Here is a 17,045-nt window from a genome sequence, read left to right on the forward strand (position 1 = left end):
GTGGATGTTGAGCGTTGAATTAATTATGCCCAATTCAAATTTACTTGCCTAATTTACCGACTGGAAATCCTAGGCGATCTAGCCCTCGAGCCACAACCGATTCTATAAACTTAGCAATATTCTGCCTAACTGTTCACACTAATTAGGCCTTGTTTTTCCGATACCTCCGCTAACCCCTACCAAAACAACGTTTCGTCAGAACTTCATAGCCGATCGTCTGCAACCTGGTCATACTTAGTCCCAATTGTTAATTTATTTCGATTTTTTCGTGTCTCAATTCGTGAATAGGCCGCGCGTAAAACTTAAGACTTTTCGAGATACTTTCGATAAATTTTCACGAAACGTTGTGTCGGTATTTAAACGCAGAAAATCTTGAGACATCTTTCACATTTTTACGGGTAACAACCATGACAAGAAACGTTGTCACACCTTTCAGTCACTCAACATCAAAGCACTTTGGGGTATTGCTCGCGGGTTGCGCCATCGCCATAACTACCGGTTGCAATTTCGGCGGAGGAAGTGGCGGCAGCGGCGGTGAAGAAGCCGACCCCAATATTGTCGAGCTACCCATTACCTATGTGAAAAGAACGCTGCCCGTCGATGAGGATGATCCTACGCAGATCGTCCCCTGGGATGTACTTGAGCCCGACGCATTCAATGGCGGAGCAGTGCTTTACATCCGTGATCGAGCAGCAGCCAGTGCGCTTGAAACTGATATCACGTCCAGCGTGTGGCCCGATGGTGCCCTCTATGATGTTAAAGATATTGATGCTCACTGGAGTGGTGAACGCATCGTTTTCGCGATGCGAGGTCCGGAAGACCCGGACTTGGATGATGATGAGCAGCTGAAATGGGATATATGGGAATACAATCGCATTGACGAAACCCTGATCCGGATCATTAGTGATGAAACCGCCGCGCAAGAAGGCAACGACGTCGCACCTCACTATATGCCAGATGGCCGAATCGTATTTTCATCTGACCGCCAAAAGCGCTCGAAAGCTGTGCTACTGGATGAGGGGAAACAAGGTTTCACAGCCATGCACGAGAACCGCCAGAACGGCGAGTACGCATTTAACCTACATGTGATTGACGACGAAGGCGATCCCAGCACACTTGAGCAAATCACCTTCAACCAAAGCCATGACATTCACCCGACCATGATTGCCGATGGGCGCATTCTGTTCTTGCGCTGGGACCGCTATGGCAACAACAACTTAAGCCTGTATACCGTAAACCCCGACGGTAGCGATTTGCAGTTCCAGTATGGCTATCACAGTCAAAACACCGGGGATAACGACTCTCAAGCAGTGTTTTCACAGCCACGGGAACTGCTGAATGGACGGATTCTCGTTAACCTTCGTCCGCGAACCGACAACCGCCTAGGCGGTGACATGGTGTCTATTGATATCGGCAACTATACCGAAGCAGACCAGCCGACAGCGGGCGGACAAGAGCCGCTGAGCGTCTTGGATGTGGTGATCTCCGGACAAAACAACCCAATGCCCTCGCCACACGGTTACTTCCCATCCGCTTACCCATTCTATGATGGCACCCAACGACTGCTGGTGAGTTGGAATGCTTGCCAATTAGAAGACCCTCTAGACCCAGGTGTTGTGCTGACCTGCTCGGACGACAACCTAGCGAACCCAAACTTAGTCGAAGCCGACCCGGTGACTGGCTTGTGGATTTATGACTATGGCAGCGAAACCCAGCGCGCCGTGGTGGCACCAGAGGAGGGCTATTTATATACCGACGTAGCGACCTTTGAAGAGCGCACTGCACCCAGCGTGATTCTGCCGGTCCCCATCGAGAATCCCGATTGGGAAACAGCCAACGTTGGCGTCATGCACATTCGCAGCGTTTACGATATTGATGGCGTTGATACAGCACCGGGGGGCATTGGCGCTGTATCGAATCCGGGGAATGCTGCATATCTGAGCCGACCCGCACGGTTCCTAAAAATCGTCAAAGCGGTATCCGAACCAGACGACGATGTGTACGACTTTGATAACGAAGCAGTGGGAGTCGCTGGAGGCCAGCGCTTTAAACACATTCTTGGCTATGTACCCATCGAACCCGATGGCTCGGCAAAGTTTTTAGTCCCCGCCGATGTACCTTTCAGCATTTCCGTCCACGATGCCAACCTCGGCCGCATCAGCCCGCGGCACGAAAATTGGCTGCAAGTGCGTATTGGTGAGCAGCGGGAATGTACCGGCTGCCACACAGCCAACAGCGAAGTTCCTCATGGGCGACGAGATATGGAGCCAACATCGGTTAATTTGGGAGCTGGCCCCAGCGGCTTCCCCAATGCCGCTGCTGCGTTATTTCCTGTAGAAGGCGAGACCATGGCAGAAACCTATGCGCGCATCAATGGACCGCGCGTACCTAGCTTTAATATTGTGTACACGGATGAATGGGCCGGGGTAGGCACAACCGCTGATCCTGACATCACCCTCAAATATCGCGATGCTGACCCAGACATTGGCCTGAATACCACGCCACCGGTAAGCACTGGCTGCGAAAACAACTGGACGTCTTTCTGCCGTGGCGAAATCAATTACCTAAGCCACATTCAGCCTCTCTGGGATTATCTAGGCCGTGTCAACGATGCGGATGAATCCGCTGTGTGCGTTGATTGCCACAGTCGCAACATTGCGAACCCAGATGCCACTCAATTCCCTATTGGTACTCAGTTAGAACTAACAAACGACCCAATCGGACCGCTGAATTTAAACCCCAACCAAAATCAACTATGGGTGGTCTCCTATTTAGATCTATTCCGGCAGGACTATCAGATGGAATTGGATATGGACGACAACCTGATTCGCAGCACCGTGACAGGCGTCATAGGCCAAGATGTCGATGGCAACGATATTCTCGGCCCGGTACCGATTCAAATTCAGTCGCCCTTTCAAAACGGTGGTTTCGTCTCAGTATTCTCACCAGGTGGCAGCCATGACGGCGGCGTCACTCGGCTAACACCCCATGAATTGAAATTAATTTCAGAATGGTTAGATATTGGGGCACAATACTACAACGACCCCTTTGACGCGCCGTTGGATTAGCGATTCTGTAATGAAAATAACGAACTATCAGCCTCGGCATTGGCTGGCGACAATGCTGATGGCCGCATGTTGTTGTGGTGCAGGAAGTGTTGCCGCTCAGCAAGACACGCCCTCAACAGCAAGTGATGACGGTGTGCCAGCCGAAGCACCAGCAGCCCCTGCTCCCGCACCTGAACCACTGCCCGTGATTGAGGATGAGAAACGCAGCTGGCTAACGGCCTGGCTCCCCAGTAGCGAGACTATTCACACCACTATCGTCGATCCCTTTGTGAATATGCGCACAGGGCCCGGGCGCGGTTACCCGATCAACCACATCGTTGAGCGAGGCGAGCCCATAACACTGCTCAAAAAACGCAATGATTGGATAAAAGTTGAAACGCAACGCGGTGTTACCGGCTGGACCCACCGCGACGAATTAGTAATGACGCTCAGCCAAGACGGCAAGCAAGTCGTCACCCTAACGGGCACCAGCATAGCGGACTACGAGACGCGTGAATGGAGTATCGGCGTTGGCGCTGGTGAGTTTGGCGGCTCCGATGCGCTGACCCTGTTCGGCACCTACCGAATGAACGACAACTTTACTATTGAAGGCAAATTTACACATTCAATTGGTAGCTTTTCTGAACGTCGAATCTATGGCCTAAACCTTACTCACGAAATTTGGCCGCACTGGCGAGTTTCACCATTTTTGTCAATCGGCGCAGGCATTATTGAAGTGAGCCCCGATGTGAGCTTGGCCGACCCTGTGGATCGCCAAGACTCAATGAAGATGATTGGTGCCGGAGTACAAACGTATATTAGTCGCCAATTGATGTTGCGCGTTGAATATACCAATAACGTAATCTTACCCAGCCGCAACGAAAACGAAGAGGTAACCGAGTGGAAAATTGGCTTAAGCGCGTTCTTTTAATCACCCTGGCCAGCAGTAGCCTAATCTCTTTGTCTCCGGCGATGGCGCAGGGCGCTGATGACGACCTTGAGGAAAGTAATGGCAACGCCACGCTGGAAAAAATCATCACCCCAGATTTAGAGCGTCGCGAAATCGAAGAAGACATACTGGATAACGAAGATTTTGAGATAGGTATCTATACGGGCTTTCTCACGGTCGAAGATTTTGGCACCAACTCTGTTACCGGTATTCGCATCGCCTACCACGTCACCGAAGATTTTTTCATGGAGGGCAGCTACGCCTTTTCTGAACTCGGAGAATCCAGTATTGAGCGGTTTGCTGGGTCGCTCCCCTTATTTCCCGATACCGATCGCGATTTAAACTACTACAATATCTCATTCGGCTGGAACGTTTTGCCAGGTGAAGCGTTTTTGTCCGAGAACTGGGCATTTAACTCAGCCATTTATTTAGTCGGCGGCGCGGGTAGCACCTCGTTCGGTGATGAACAATATTTTACGGCAAGCCTGGGTGGCGGCTTACGGCTAGCATTGACCGATTGGCTAGCGATGCATTTCGACACACGCATATACCGTTTTACCCATGACCTTTTCGGCGAAGAAGTTACAACTCTGAACCCGGAAACAACCTTAGGCTTTACGATATTTTTCTAGGCCGCATCGACATGGCTAGATAACAACGGTGCTCTGCACGCTTGCGAGCGCCACTAGATAAGCGAGAAGAAATAGGAAGTGATTATGAAGCAGCTCATCGCACTGATACTTTGTTGCACTTTATTCGGTAGCGCCCAAGCCGCCGAAAAGATTTCAGGCAACGCTCACGATTTCACATTATCAAGCAGTCTCGGTAAAAATATCCGCCTCGCAGAAGAGCGCGGCAACGTCGTGCTTATCAATTTTTGGGCAACGTGGTGTGGGCCATGCCGACAAGAAATGCCCCACCTTGAAGCGCTGTACAAACGTTACAACCGAGCCGGTTTTACTATCTTAGGCGTGAACGTTGAACCCGATCCCAATGAGTCGAAAAAACTTCTAAAAGAAATCCCTGTTAGCTTCCCCATTCTTTACGATACAGAAAGTAAAGTGAGTGAAATGTATGGTGTTGACGCAATGCCCACTACCGTGATCGTCGACCGCAATGGCAAGATGCGTTACCTACATCGAGGCTACAAGCCAGGATATGAAGAAGATTACCGCAAACAAATTCGGGAGCTGATTCGCGAATGAGCCGAATAGCAAAACTGACAAGCATTTTTTGCCTTTTAACCTGGCTGAGCGCCTGTAGCGTTCAGCCTTGGGTAAAACCCTACGAGCGCGAAAACCTCGCTGATCCAATAATGTCGTTTGACGGTGATCCTGCGGCTTCAAAGTATCTCAATCACGTTTATGAAGCACGTGAAGCCATGCGCGGCGCCGAGGGCAGTGCAGGGGGCGGCTGTGGTTGCAATTAGATTCGACGCAATTCGCGCCGTTATTTGTGCTATCTATGTACTGTGCTTTTCTAATTTTTTACAAGCGGCAGTACTACCGGAGGATCGCGCGGATATTCTTTACCATGCCTACGATGGTGGAGGTGCAGACATTAACGGCCCCTATGTGCTAGTCAGAAAAGGGGTTAGCGAATCCGTTTCAGTCTATGGGCATTACTATGTCGATATGGTCTCAAGCGCTACAATTGATGTAGAAGTGCAAGGCGCAAGCCGCTATGAAGAAGAGCGGACTGAGTACAGTCTCGGCATGGACTATTTGCATAACCGTAGCATTCTTAGCATTGGTTTTACCAATAGCTCTGAGAATGATTATGAAGCCGATACATATAGTATTGGTATCAGCCAAGATGTTTTCGGTGATTTAACCAATATATCGTTCGGTTTTGTATACGGCTCAAACTGGATAGGTAAAAATACCGGCGGTGAAGAGGGTGTTGTCGAGGTTGGAACAAATACAGCGCGTCGATACAAACTGGGCGTTTCACAAATTCTTACAAAGGATTTAATCGTCGCTGTCAATTATGAAACTGCTATTGATGAAGGCTTTCTCAACAACCCATACAGACAAGTTAGGGCACTGACAGCCCCATTCAACCCTTCTTCCCAGATCCTTGATGAACCTGAGATATATCCCAATACTCGCAACAGCGATGCACTATCATTAAAAGCTCGCTATTTTCTGCCCTATCGCGCTGCGCTTGGTGCAGAATATAGAACTTACAGCGATAGCTGGGACATTCAATCGCAAATGCTTGAAATCAAGTATGCTCACCCATTGCCTAATTGGGGCATCAAGCTAGAAGGAAAGTACCGAGGGTATAGCCAAACAGCTGCAAGCTTTTATAGTGATTTATTTCAGTATCAGAATATCGATCTCGTTGAATTTCGTGCGCGAGACAAAGAAATGAGTGAAATGAATTCACAAACCATTGGAATTGGAATTAGCTACGAATTCAAACCCAGTTGGCTTCCCTATTTTGATAAAACAACGCTTAATTTTTATTGGGATTATATCCAATTCGATTATGACAACTTCCGAGACGCACGAGTAAGTACGCCTATTGCAGGGGAAGAGCCTCTTTACTCTTTCGATGCTAATGTCTACAGACTATTCTGGTCTTTCTGGTACTAGCTCTCTTTGGGGCTGACCTCTCCCAGCCCCGCCGCTTCCACTCTCTTTGTTACCCCTTATTTTATTTTCTGTAATATTCAAGGAGGCACTATGCTGGGCACATTCTGGGAAATCTTCCAATATAAGAAAATTAGCGAGGCAGGTTATCGAGCCGAAAAATCTGAAGTGATGTCCCATGCAAATCTAGAAGGCATCACCCACCTTCGCAATCAAATAGACACATTGGTTCTTGCCAACCAGGCGATGTGGGAAATAGTAAGTGAAAAACATGGGCTAACAGAGCATCACTTACTAACAAAAATGAATGAAATAGATCTTCGGGATGGGAAGCTTGATGGCAAGCTGGTGAAGACACATCTGACCACCTGCCCTGACTGCAACCGACAAATATCAAAGCAACGTGCTAATTGTTATTGGTGCGGCGCCAAAGTAGCAATAAGCAGCCCTTTCGCGCCATAAAAAAACCCAGCCTAGGCTGGGTTAAAAATAACTATTATCTATGTGACTGACTAAAATCTAGAAAACAGTTAGTAAGGTAAGAAGTTAAACGTGTAGTTCACGATTGTTTTCGCTTTGTTTGTAGCCTCAAAAGAGATCAAACGTATGCGCGACAATATGCGTGACTCCAAACTTGGGTCGTTAAGCTGACTGGAGATAATCGAGACAGCTGATATTTGACCGGTAGCTTCGATGGTAATTTTCACCACCACCTCACCTTGCAAGCCGGGGTTTCGACGTAAGGCTCTATGGTAAATTGCAAATATTGCATCTTTGTTACGATCCATAATTTGACGAATTTCTTCGTCACTACGTACCGTTCCACCTCCGGATGACGCTGAGCCTTCGTTACCTTTACCAGTTCGAGAAGCTAGCTCACTATCCACAACCGTGGTTTCACGACCACTTAACGCAACACCACCGGTATCACGGCTAAGGGCTGCGGTATTCACTCCACCACTAGTAGATTTTGCTCCACTGGTAATAACTGAACGATCGACTTTTGCCGCATCAGCTTTGCCGCGTGTCAATTTGCCTGTATTTACCTTAGCCATATCCAGCGACTCGCGCATATCCGCTAAGTCATCCTTGAATTGCAACAAGCCACTTTTCGCTGCCTTTTCTTTAGCTTCCACAATTTTCGCTGGTTGTGGTTCAGGCTTTTTCGGCTCAGGTTTTTTCTCTACGGGCTTAGGCTTTTCTTCAACCGGCTTTGGCTTCTCTTCCTCTTTGGGTTTAGGTGGAGGAGGTGGCGGTGGCGGCTTAGGAATTTCCTTTTTCTCTAAAACGACTCTTGCTAACGCTGGCGGCAAGGTTTCACGTTCTTCCCGCGTAAGCTCAGGGACAGGAATAAACGGAATCGCTATAGCGACCACCAAGAAAATACCAACCGCAACTTTGAGGTATTTTTTAAACCGGTTATCTTCATCAATCGATGAATACCAGGGTAACTGTAAATTGGGGGCTTGTAGTATTAGCATCTATTCCCCCACATTAATCGCAGCAAGATCTTCGGTACTAGCGGCGTTTGCATCAACGGGTTCTTTACCCACTTTGCTGACGGCCAGCGAGATGTTGCGATATTCATTGGTTGCACAGGTCGTCATGATTTTTTTCAGGACGGTGTAGGGGACCTCTTTGTCACCCATGATGGTAATTGGGCGACCTTGTTGCTGCTTGTCTTCCGGAAGAGGACCAGCGCGCTCCGCCTGGTACTTTAGCTCTTTAGTTAAGCCGGGAATATCGTTCTCTTCACTGGACGTGATTTCGGCAATAGTAGCCACAGCGCGACCAGCCACCACAATGTTTTCCTGGCTGACCGTAACAACAAGTGTGGTATCAGGGCGTTGTTCAGAGATCGATTGTGGTAACTCAATGGATTTGTTGGTTTGCAATATTTCCACATCCGACGAGTTAACCAGCAAGAAGAAAACCAGAATGGTAAAAATATCCATCAATGACACGAGGTTTAACTTCGACTGGTTTTTCGAGCGTTTGTGATGTCGCTCCATTCGGCGTGCACGCATTGACTGCTTCATTGTGCACCTCCTACTGCGGCGACTTCATCGCTCACTGGCGCATCACCTAACGAGACTTCCGGAAATAACTCAGCTTCCACAACATTGGCGGCGACAACCGCTTGGAACGAGCGGACGGTGTCCATCACACTAATCAATGTTTGGTAGTCGGTATCGGGTTGGGAGAGTACGAGAATATCTTTTTTATCGATGCCAGCTTCACGTAATTGACGTTTCAGCTCTTGCAATACAACTGACAAAAATTTGTAGTCGTACTCACCATCCTTTTTCTCGATACGTTTTAGGTGCGTACCCGCTGGATAGTTTAAGTTCATGTAGTCAGGTGTAATCACCAACTCCAATTGCTTTTCCTGTTCTTCCTGCGCCGATTCGGGGGAGGCGGCCCCATCGGGCAGTTTCAGGTCAAGCACGGTGATGTGCGAAAACACCATACTCATCAACAGTACTGGCACTAATACGATCATGAGATTCATGAACGAGGTAATGTCCAGTTCTTTGACTTCGGTGTACTTGTGGCGATTCATGCGTCTCATGAGTAAACCTATAAAATCGTCGCGATTTGGGTGCGCTTACCTTCGCAAGGCTTGTCTCTTTCAAGCAAGAGAAGTCGGCACCTCGGCTTTTAAAATGACGGTTTGCTTAGTCGTTTTGGCGTGTTTTGCTCGCCATCGCTTTTGCGCTAGACATCATGTTCAAGCATTTAACACCAGCCATTTCCAAGCTATCGACAATTTCCATTGTTTTGGTCTGCAATAACGAATGGAAAATCAGTAATGGAATCGCCGACATCAAACCGAATGCCGTAGTGTTCATCGCTACCGAAATACTTTTTGATAGGAGTGACGCTTTTTCAGTAGGGTCCGCATCCGCTACCGCAGTAAATGCCGCAATCAAACCGATAATCGTACCCAGCAAGCCCAGTAGCGTCGCGATGTTAGCTAATGTCGCTAAATAGTTGGTGCGCTTTTCGAGACGTGGCGTCGCTTCCATAACGCCTTCTTCCATCGCTAATTCGATGTCATCACGACGCTGTGAACTGTCCATACGTGCAACACCCGCCGCAATCATACGCACCACCGGTGCATTAGAGCTGCGTGCGACCTCAAGTACACCGCGGTAGTCGCGCTTTTGTAACAACGGCATAACACGCTCAAAGCCGCGACGATTAGCACCTTTGGCGTAAGTTAGAAATAACCAGCGCTCGATGACTACGGCTAAACCGATAACCAACACAATGGCGATGGGGTACATGAAAGCGCCGCCGTCTTGAAAGAACCGAAGAATGGTATTGATAACGCTCATTAATTTTGCCTCCAAAAATTAACATGATTAATACAACCTTAGACGATGGCCCAAGGTAGTAGTCAAAGATCCTAGGGGAGCCGTGTGAAAGCTCGTCTTCCTCTACGATGTTCGAAACTGGCCTACTCAAAGCAACCGTCTTTGGTTGCTGCGATGGTTGCGTCAATATTGCGACAACGCGTTGCTATTGGCAGGCTGGTAGATTATCTACTTTGCGCATATTTTTTGATCAAAACTACTTCAAAAAACGGCACTAAGTTATTGTCTTCTCTTAAGATATTCAATTCTTGTGCCCATCTCATGACTCGTGTGGGCACAGTTCTCAAAAAAAGAAACTAAAGGTGTGAAGTGTGAACTAAGCGGCAAAAGGTCAGGCGATCATAACGCCATTACTTCGACTTTTTTTTGGTTTTTTTCTCGAGGTTTTCCATGTAAGACAGCTCGCGCTGCAGCTCTATTTTCTCAATATGGCCAAAAACCAGGTTGACCTGGCTTTGAATGGTCGATTCTTCAAGCTCAGAGTCGTTGACAGAGCGCCAAGGCACTATGTAAAGCACACGTGGTTGCTCCTGGTTACCTGTAATCGTCGTACTCAGTGACACGGTGTTGTCTTGCGCTAAAGATGGCATCACAACAGCCAGCAGCGCAGCGAAAAAAGCGCCCAAAATTGTCAGCTTTTGCCACTTCATGATGACTCCTTGCATTGGTTAAGGCTCAACAGGTACACGGCGTTTGAGGTCGATAATCCACCCAGCGACTTGCCTATCTGGCTCAGGCTGTTGCAAGTACTGGTAGATTTCAAAGTGCTCAAGGGCTTGCTGCCACTTACCTAAATATAGGTCGTAAAGAATTCCAAGGTTTTTGTGGCTCGCTGCGTGTTTCGGCCAGACTTGAATCGCTTGCAGGTAATATCCCTCTGCATCAGCAAATCGGCCTTGCTCTCGCAACAATAGCGCCAGTTGATTATAGGCAGCCAAGTTGGCGGCGTTGGCGGCTATCGCGCCTTGATAAGCCACCTCAGCGTCACTGTATTTGTCTTGTGCTTTGTATACTTTACCCAACTGTAAAAACGGTCCAGAGAGCGCCGGGTAGTTCACCGTTAACTCTTGAAGTAGCACTTCGGCTCGCACCCAATCCTGGTCCTCAATGGCAGCTTTAGCAGCCACAAATGATGATCGAGCAGCACCGGGAACGTCAATCTCCTGGGCCAGATAGGGATCTTGATCCGGCGCTGTTAAATCCAAACCGGCGGGTGCATCAGCAATCATTCCCTCGGTGAGGTCGACAGGTGCTTCATCTCGCGATACCTTTTTCGGCGTACCGCTGCACGCAGCGAGTAATAAAACGCTACTCAAAACCAGTGCCGTATTCAGTCGAGTCGATTTAATGGATAGCATCGTCATACTCCACCACGGTTTCTTTTTTGTTGTAGCGTGCCGGTAATAATTTCGCGAGCGCGGCGAAGCTATCTTTCACCCAATTATCGTACACGCCATCCCAGCTGCGCTGGGCATTGGCTTCATGGATTTCAATCGCCTGCTCTTCAAATGGGTAAGCTTGCTCTTCTAACAATATCGTGTACTGCTCTAGCGCTAGCTCATCGAGGTCTTTTGGCCTTTCAGAATTTAAAAGATCCTGACTTAATTGCACATAAATCTGGCCAATACGGTAATTAGCCTGGGTTGCAAAATCCGCAACACCATATTCAATCAAGGTTTCGTAAGATTTCAGCGCGCGGTCTAAGGCTGTACGCTTACGATCAAGACTTTTCTTCAAGGGCAAGTTAAGCGGAATCGAAACAAATGTTTGATACAACTCATCTGACTTCTCGTTGTGCGCTTCCGCAGCCAAGTAACGAGAGCGGTCGGTACGCGCTGCACCGGCTCTAGCATCGGCTTTGATAATTTCGTTCTGCCAGTAGCGTCGTTTGCCCATATCACCGGTTTTGCCATAAAGCTCAACCAGCTTGTACTGCGCTTCAATCATTTGTGGGAAAGGTTCGCGATAGTTATTCGCGTAATCCCGGTATGCGAGTATCGCATTGTTTAAATTGCCGCTTTGCTCATACAATTCCGCCGCCAAAAACTTCGATTGGCGCCGCACATCCGGGTCACTGTCGTTTTGCGCCATCACGCTCAATTCATTTGCCGCTGCCTGCCATTGCTCCAACGCCTGATAGATCACCACTAATTTGGGCGATAAGTTTTTCGCTAACTCGTGAGTTGGGTAATTGTTTCGAAAGCGCACAAGCACCTGTTCTGCTTCGCTCCACCGCTCCAAGTCCATCAGGTAGGTCGCCGCATCGTATTCAGCACTGATGGCAATGTCAGTACCTGGGGACAATTGGCTAATAGCCAGCAACTGATCAACCGCACCTGCTTTATTCTCTAATGCCAATTGCTGCTCAGCCTGTTTAAACATGTTTGCTGCAATGCGATCAATCACTTGTGCACGAGTCGGGCCATCAGCCACAGGTGGAGCGGGCTGACCTGGCTGAGGAGCTGGCATCATGGCTAGTACTTGTCGGTAGGCATACTCAGATTCCGCGTAGGCTGCTAAATCAAATTGCGCCTGTCCAATCACCAACCATGCCGTTTTTTGAAGTTTGCCATCGAGCGCAGGCTGCCAAACCGTTAAACGAGTAGCCGCATCAATCGCTCGTACATTTTCACCCTGGGCGAGCAGCTGTTGTGCGCCTTGTGCCAATACTTTCGGTGCCCGCTCATCATCTGGGTAATAATCGGCAAAGGAAATTGAGCTATTGGTGTGATGAACTTGCCATGCCGCATGCGCTTCTTGTTTAGCCGGATCGTTGCTACCAGCATTGGCTTCGATGAGTTCATTGAGCGCAAGAATTGCCGAGTAGCCTGCTTCTGCGCCTTGCTTCTCATCGAGAAATTCATAGGCTACTCGTTCGTAGGCCGCCACAGCGTTGGCTAACTGGCCAGACTCATAATAGGATTCACCCAACAAGAAAACCATGTTTGGTGTTTTTTCATCTTGAGGGAAGGTTTCGATAAATTCTTCGTAATAGCGCGCTGCGGCCGCGTAATGCTCAACAGATTCTTCTTGGCGCTTTTTCAATTCGCGATTCGATAGTTCTTTTTCCGGCGGTTTTGCCGCAGCCTGCGCTTGCGAATGTTCGTATTTAGCCAGCTCTTCAAGGTAGACGTGTAAATAACCTAGTAACGAATCTTGAATCGCTACTGGTTTACTCGCCCAGAACTGACTGCGAATACCATAATTATTGACGAAGTCTTGTTTAGCAGGCAGCAACAAACTTGGGAAGTCACCTTCGTCATAAACATCGATGATGCGCGCACTAAATCGTGGGGCATAATCTGAATTAGGAAATTTCTCGACGTAGAAACTGTAAGTATCTGCCGCATCGCGATAACGTTTTTTCTCTAAATAAAAGTTACCCAAGCGTTCATAAATCAAATGATTAAACGCACGCTCTTGATCTGCGGGGTAGGTATCGTAAATAGATCGCGCACCATCGAGGTATGAGAACGTCAAACTCATTACCCGCAAAGTATCTTCTGCTAGGTTGCGTGATGACTCTTCAAGGTCGCCGATTTCACTTCGTCCCATCATTAAATCGTCAAGCACACGCGTAAACGAATCAATGGCATCGACGTACCGGCTGCGCTTGAATTGAGACCACCCCAGCATGTAAGTCGCATTGTTTTGGAAAGGTGAGCGCTGTTGCGCGTCGGCTACACTGCTATAGAAACTTTCGGCGGCGGCATAATCGTTGGCACTAAATGCGCGCTCTGCCCGTCGAAACTGCGCTTCCGCAATGTAGGGGGAATCAGGGTATTCCATTGCTAAACGATCAAGAGTTGCCGCAGACTCGTCAACCATGCCTTCTAACGCATAGGCTTTCGACAATTGGTATAGTAATTTATCTCGACCTGGTCGACCCGCCTGCAACTCAATCAACTCGTTATACATCGAAATTGCATCAGTGAAGTGCTGACCCGGCTCCGTCGCATCTAATTGATTTTGTTCGCTACGGATCATTTGTAAACCCGCCAAGCGAATCAAAATTTTTCGACGCACTTCATCATCAGAAGCAACATCGAGCGCGCGATGATAATTCTCTTCTATTTCTTCTAGCGCAATCTTAGGGACTTCGACGTCCATATCGGGCATACGCGCAGGCTCTAACTCCGATAAGGTATCGCCTATGTATTCATCTTCTGGACCGGCCAACCAACTACAACCACTTAATAAAACACTCGCGGCTATGGCGGTTGCGAGTAGGCTACGTTTTACCGTTAGGCGATGCGATGACGGCTGAACATTCAATATTTTCACGCTGCATCTCCTTCTGCTGGAGCTACAGTATCGTCGGCTTTAGGTTGCTCTTCGCTGTCGTCACTGGCTTTCTGATCCGTTTCATCGTCAGTACCCAGCGGTTGCGGATTCGCGGTGATGTCGTATAAACGAGCAACTGACAACCTTGCTTGCGATAAGTAATGCTGTAGACGGCGCTTTTGTTTATTAAGCTCGTCTGCGATTGCGCCACGCAATGTATTCTCGGCCATTTCCACCGCTTCGATTGCGCGCAATGCTTGAGTATCTAATCGTATGTTGAGATCAGCCAACCGATTGCGATAAGGCAAAATATCAGGTGCTTCTGACCGAATACTATCAAAACGCTCTAACTGCTTTTGTGCTTGCTCAAGCCCCTTGTCAATCACATTAATGCGTTTTTCTATTTGCCATTTGCGCTCAGAGAAATCTTCGCTCGCCTGCCAATACAGTAAGCCATAAAAACGACGATACATTTCCCGATACTCGGCGACAGGTTCGCCAGCGCGCTCTAGCTTTTCCAAATTGGCAGCAATACTCTGCACTATTTCATAGTTATCGGCATCGAGACCTTCAGCCAGTGTGAAGTAGCGATTATTTTCAACAATATTATTCATTTGTGCTTTTAATACAGCACGACGCTTATCTAATTCCTCGACTTTCTCTCGCAGGTTACGCTGGGCCAAGCGCTGTAATTGTTGCTCTCGATTGACTTCTCGCTGTTGCAGCATGTAGTCGTATGCATCGATACGATCTAGCCATAGACCCAGTTGCTTTTCGATATGCAACAGGTCACGAAGCTCTTGAACCGATGCTTGAAATTCATTGCGTGAAAATAATTCCACTAAGTACGTCAGATGAGGCTGCACTCCCGTGTCTTCATCAATCAACAGCCAGTTGCGATTATCAACATCTTCAATTTTTAGCGCCGACAACAAATCCAGCTGCTCTATATCTAGCAGTACTTGGTCGATGCGTTCAATTTCTTTAAGAAACGCACCTTCGGCATCGAGATAAGACAATAGAGCCTGACCGTTTGCGCCCATTTTTTCGTAGGTATAGGGAACAGCGATGGTCGCTTCCTGAACCGAAGGATGAATCAAGGCACGCTTTTCTAATACCTGCCAAGGGCGTAAAGCGCGCGAATATTTACCACGTTCAAATTCCGCCCAGCCATACCCTAGTAATGCTTGGTTAGAAAACCGCGAATCGAGTCGAACTTGTTTAAATTCATCGATGGCATCTTCTGGCTCTCCGGCTAATACGTGGGCATAACCCGCAGCTGTCAGCGCTTTGTCGTAAAGTACAAGTTGCTCTTCGCGCACAACAGGGCTTTCGCTGAATTCTAATTTTTCTAATCGATCATAATAACGTTGCGCTTCATCGTATCGCTGCGCACGACTGTAGGCATTGCCCATGTTGTAGTACAGATAATGCCGCCAGTCCCTAATATGATCTGCATCATCCATGGCTTCTTGGGCCGCGTCCAAGTCATTGCGGCGAATGGCAAGACTGATGCGCAACGCTTCCAGCTCGGCGGTTAACTCATCTTCTTCGATATCGCCGCTGATTTTTGAAAAGCTAGCTTCTGTCCCGTTCCAATCCGCACGCAGGTAACGTAGTTTTGCAAGATAAAACCAGGCTGCATTACGAACTTCGAGAGGTCGAAGGTTATCGCCATCCGATTTGAGTAATTCAGTAAAAATGTTACCCGCTTTCTGCTCCATGCCAAACGCGAGACTGATGCCGCCTTCAATTAGCTTGGGGTTGTCGGCATGGCCTTGAATGCCGTCGTGCTGCTCGGCCACCATCAGCTCGGTCAGGGCTTCGAAATGATTGCCTTGGTAATACTCGTAAAGCGTTACACCGTAGCGAAGATCCGCAACGGAGGAGAGGGGTTTATCAGCGTAAACAGGGTTAATCGCTACTGTGCAAAAAAGTCCGGCAACCAACCCGCGCAGCGTGGGCCTTATTGCAGTTGCCATTCTTTTATATCGAACACCGGTTGAAGTTTGGTAGTTGAGTCAACAATGCGTAGCTCGATCATCTTAGGATCTAGCTCTTTGTCGACAGTAATTGTTGCACCGCGTTTGTAATCGCGATTCGATGGTCCTTTCCCAGTAAATACCGCCGTAACTTCGTGTTCCCCAGTTCGGAGGTTGCCGATATATAAACGCTGAACACCACCACGATACAATGCATCGGCTTGCTGCGGGGTATAGAGATGACTAGCGACCAATTTATCGTCAATGGTGACCTTAACAGAGTCAAGCGAGAAGAATTCACCAACGTCCATTGATAAGAAGATAGCGACTTGCGTATTGACGGGATAGAGCAGCTCTTCTTCCAGAATCAGCAAATCGCGGTTGAGATCAAGCACGGCTTGCTTTAGGTCCTCTGCCTCATCGTTCAAACTGCTGACCGGCGCTGGCAAATCCATGCCAGACGACGCGCTATTGGGGTTTGAGGCACTGTCTCCTTCTACGACCTGAGCACGACTCGCTACAGATACGGTAACCAGTACTAGCAGCATGCAAGCTCTAATGAGACCTGGCGCGGTTCGCATGGATCAATCTCCTAATTACAAACGACACCCTTCTATGGGTATCGAGGATCTAAGTTATATTCTCGCGATGGGTGGGCAGCCGTGCTTGGCTGCAGCTCAAAGCGCTTAGCACATCGTAGATAAGTGTGATGTCTATCACAACCTTTGTTGTGCAACACTGGCCCGCTGATATCACCCGATGCGCTATTGTAATTGCTCTTGGCAATCTAGGTTGCGCAGTAGCAC

General features: G+C 48.3%; 16 protein-coding genes. 7 read left to right on the forward strand and 9 right to left on the reverse strand.

Annotated elements, in window-relative coordinates:
* Positions 1-407 precede the first annotated feature (407 nt).
* The 7 genes from ACZ5NB_RS18730 to ACZ5NB_RS18760 all read left to right on the forward strand — a co-directional run bounded on the left by ACZ5NB_RS18730 (position 408) and on the right by ACZ5NB_RS18760 (position 7,055).
* Positions 408-3,068 (forward strand): HzsA-related protein, encoded by a 2,661-nt coding sequence (locus tag ACZ5NB_RS18730; protein ID WP_460234269.1) that lies wholly within the window; start codon positions 408-410, stop codon positions 3,066-3,068.
* 10 nt (positions 3,069-3,078) lie between these two features.
* Positions 3,079-3,978, forward strand: a complete 900-nt coding sequence (locus tag ACZ5NB_RS18735) for an SH3 domain-containing protein (protein WP_464107717.1) — start codon at positions 3,079-3,081, stop codon at positions 3,976-3,978.
* Complete coding sequence (locus tag ACZ5NB_RS18740; protein WP_460234271.1) at positions 3,948-4,628, forward strand: outer membrane beta-barrel domain-containing protein; 681 nt, start codon at positions 3,948-3,950, stop codon at positions 4,626-4,628. The genes ACZ5NB_RS18735 and ACZ5NB_RS18740 overlap by 31 nt, the downstream gene beginning before the upstream one ends.
* A gap of 84 nt (positions 4,629-4,712) precedes the next feature.
* Positions 4,713-5,201, forward strand: a complete 489-nt coding sequence (locus tag ACZ5NB_RS18745) for a TlpA disulfide reductase family protein (RefSeq protein WP_460234272.1) — start codon at positions 4,713-4,715, stop codon at positions 5,199-5,201.
* Positions 5,198-5,425: a DUF4266 domain-containing protein gene (locus ACZ5NB_RS18750; protein ID WP_460234273.1), complete on the forward strand. Its 228-nt coding sequence runs from the start codon at positions 5,198-5,200 to the stop codon at positions 5,423-5,425. The genes ACZ5NB_RS18745 and ACZ5NB_RS18750 overlap by 4 nt, the downstream gene beginning before the upstream one ends.
* Positions 5,412-6,596 carry a DUF3570 domain-containing protein gene (locus ACZ5NB_RS18755; protein ID WP_460234274.1) on the forward strand — a complete coding sequence of 395 codons (1,185 nt, stop codon included), beginning with the start codon at positions 5,412-5,414 and terminating at the stop codon, positions 6,594-6,596. The genes ACZ5NB_RS18750 and ACZ5NB_RS18755 overlap by 14 nt, the downstream gene beginning before the upstream one ends.
* A gap of 90 nt (positions 6,597-6,686) precedes the next feature.
* Complete coding sequence (locus tag ACZ5NB_RS18760) at positions 6,687-7,055, forward strand: hypothetical protein (protein WP_460234275.1); 369 nt, start codon at positions 6,687-6,689, stop codon at positions 7,053-7,055.
* 68 nt (positions 7,056-7,123) lie between these two features.
* Here ACZ5NB_RS18760 and ACZ5NB_RS18765 read toward each other — a convergent pair whose 3' ends face one another.
* The 9 genes from ACZ5NB_RS18765 to ACZ5NB_RS18805 form a co-directional block, all read right to left on the reverse strand.
* Entirely contained in the window at positions 7,124-8,074 is a 951-nt protein-coding gene (locus ACZ5NB_RS18765) for an AgmX/PglI C-terminal domain-containing protein (protein WP_460234276.1), read from the reverse strand.
* Positions 8,075-8,632 (reverse strand): ExbD/TolR family protein, encoded by a 558-nt coding sequence (locus ACZ5NB_RS18770; RefSeq protein WP_460234277.1) that lies wholly within the window; start codon positions 8,630-8,632, stop codon positions 8,075-8,077.
* Positions 8,629-9,165, reverse strand: coding sequence for an ExbD/TolR family protein (locus ACZ5NB_RS18775; RefSeq protein WP_460234278.1), 537 nt, complete (start codon positions 9,163-9,165; stop codon positions 8,629-8,631). Before ACZ5NB_RS18775 ends, ACZ5NB_RS18770 begins: the two co-directional genes overlap by 4 nt.
* 106 nt (positions 9,166-9,271) lie before the next feature.
* Entirely contained in the window at positions 9,272-9,934 is a 663-nt protein-coding gene (locus ACZ5NB_RS18780) for a MotA/TolQ/ExbB proton channel family protein (RefSeq protein ID WP_460234279.1), read from the reverse strand.
* Positions 9,935-10,323: 389 nt separating this feature from the next.
* Positions 10,324-10,623: a hypothetical protein gene (locus ACZ5NB_RS18785; RefSeq protein ID WP_460234280.1), complete on the reverse strand. Its 300-nt coding sequence runs from the start codon at positions 10,621-10,623 to the stop codon at positions 10,324-10,326.
* 18 nt (positions 10,624-10,641) lie between these two features.
* A complete protein-coding gene (locus ACZ5NB_RS18790; RefSeq protein ID WP_460234281.1) occupies positions 10,642-11,331 on the reverse strand; it encodes a tetratricopeptide repeat protein in 690 nt (229 codons plus the stop codon).
* Positions 11,318-14,257 (reverse strand): tetratricopeptide repeat protein, encoded by a 2,940-nt coding sequence (locus ACZ5NB_RS18795; protein ID WP_464107718.1) that lies wholly within the window; start codon positions 14,255-14,257, stop codon positions 11,318-11,320. The genes ACZ5NB_RS18790 and ACZ5NB_RS18795 overlap by 14 nt, the downstream gene beginning before the upstream one ends.
* Positions 14,254-16,239, reverse strand: a complete 1,986-nt coding sequence (locus ACZ5NB_RS18800) for a tetratricopeptide repeat protein (protein WP_460234283.1) — start codon at positions 16,237-16,239, stop codon at positions 14,254-14,256. The genes ACZ5NB_RS18795 and ACZ5NB_RS18800 overlap by 4 nt, the downstream gene beginning before the upstream one ends.
* Positions 16,224-16,694 (reverse strand): AraC family transcriptional regulator, encoded by a 471-nt coding sequence (locus tag ACZ5NB_RS18805; RefSeq protein WP_460234409.1) that lies wholly within the window; start codon positions 16,692-16,694, stop codon positions 16,224-16,226. Before ACZ5NB_RS18805 ends, ACZ5NB_RS18800 begins: the two co-directional genes overlap by 16 nt.
* Positions 16,695-17,045 lie beyond the last annotated feature (351 nt).

This window comes from Aurantivibrio plasticivorans, from assembly GCF_055392955.1.

Bases quoted from the DNA above. Each gene is read 5' to 3' on its own strand.
- ACZ5NB_RS18780 (WP_460234279.1), bottom strand. From the start codon at position 9,934: ATGAGCGTTATCAATACCATTCTTCGGTTCTTTCAAGACGGCGGCGCT.
- ACZ5NB_RS18735 (WP_464107717.1), top strand. From the start codon at position 3,079: ATGAAAATAACGAACTATCAGCCTCGGCATTGGCTGGCGACAATGCTG.
- ACZ5NB_RS18775 (WP_460234278.1), bottom strand. From the start codon at position 9,165: ATGAGACGCATGAATCGCCACAAGTACACCGAAGTCAAAGAACTGGAC.
- ACZ5NB_RS18745 (WP_460234272.1), top strand. From the start codon at position 4,713: ATGAAGCAGCTCATCGCACTGATACTTTGTTGCACTTTATTCGGTAGC.
- ACZ5NB_RS18800 (WP_460234283.1), bottom strand. From the start codon at position 16,239: ATGGCAACTGCAATAAGGCCCACGCTGCGCGGGTTGGTTGCCGGACTT.
- ACZ5NB_RS18805 (WP_460234409.1), bottom strand. From the start codon at position 16,694: ATGGATTTGCCAGCGCCGGTCAGCAGTTTGAACGATGAGGCAGAGGAC.
- ACZ5NB_RS18770 (WP_460234277.1), bottom strand. From the start codon at position 8,632: ATGAAGCAGTCAATGCGTGCACGCCGAATGGAGCGACATCACAAACGC.
- ACZ5NB_RS18760 (WP_460234275.1), top strand. From the start codon at position 6,687: ATGCTGGGCACATTCTGGGAAATCTTCCAATATAAGAAAATTAGCGAG.
- ACZ5NB_RS18730 (WP_460234269.1), top strand. From the start codon at position 408: ATGACAAGAAACGTTGTCACACCTTTCAGTCACTCAACATCAAAGCAC.
- ACZ5NB_RS18750 (WP_460234273.1), top strand. From the start codon at position 5,198: ATGAGCCGAATAGCAAAACTGACAAGCATTTTTTGCCTTTTAACCTGG.
- ACZ5NB_RS18790 (WP_460234281.1), bottom strand. From the start codon at position 11,331: ATGCTATCCATTAAATCGACTCGACTGAATACGGCACTGGTTTTGAGT.
- ACZ5NB_RS18765 (WP_460234276.1), bottom strand. From the start codon at position 8,074: ATGCTAATACTACAAGCCCCCAATTTACAGTTACCCTGGTATTCATCG.
- ACZ5NB_RS18785 (WP_460234280.1), bottom strand. From the start codon at position 10,623: ATGAAGTGGCAAAAGCTGACAATTTTGGGCGCTTTTTTCGCTGCGCTG.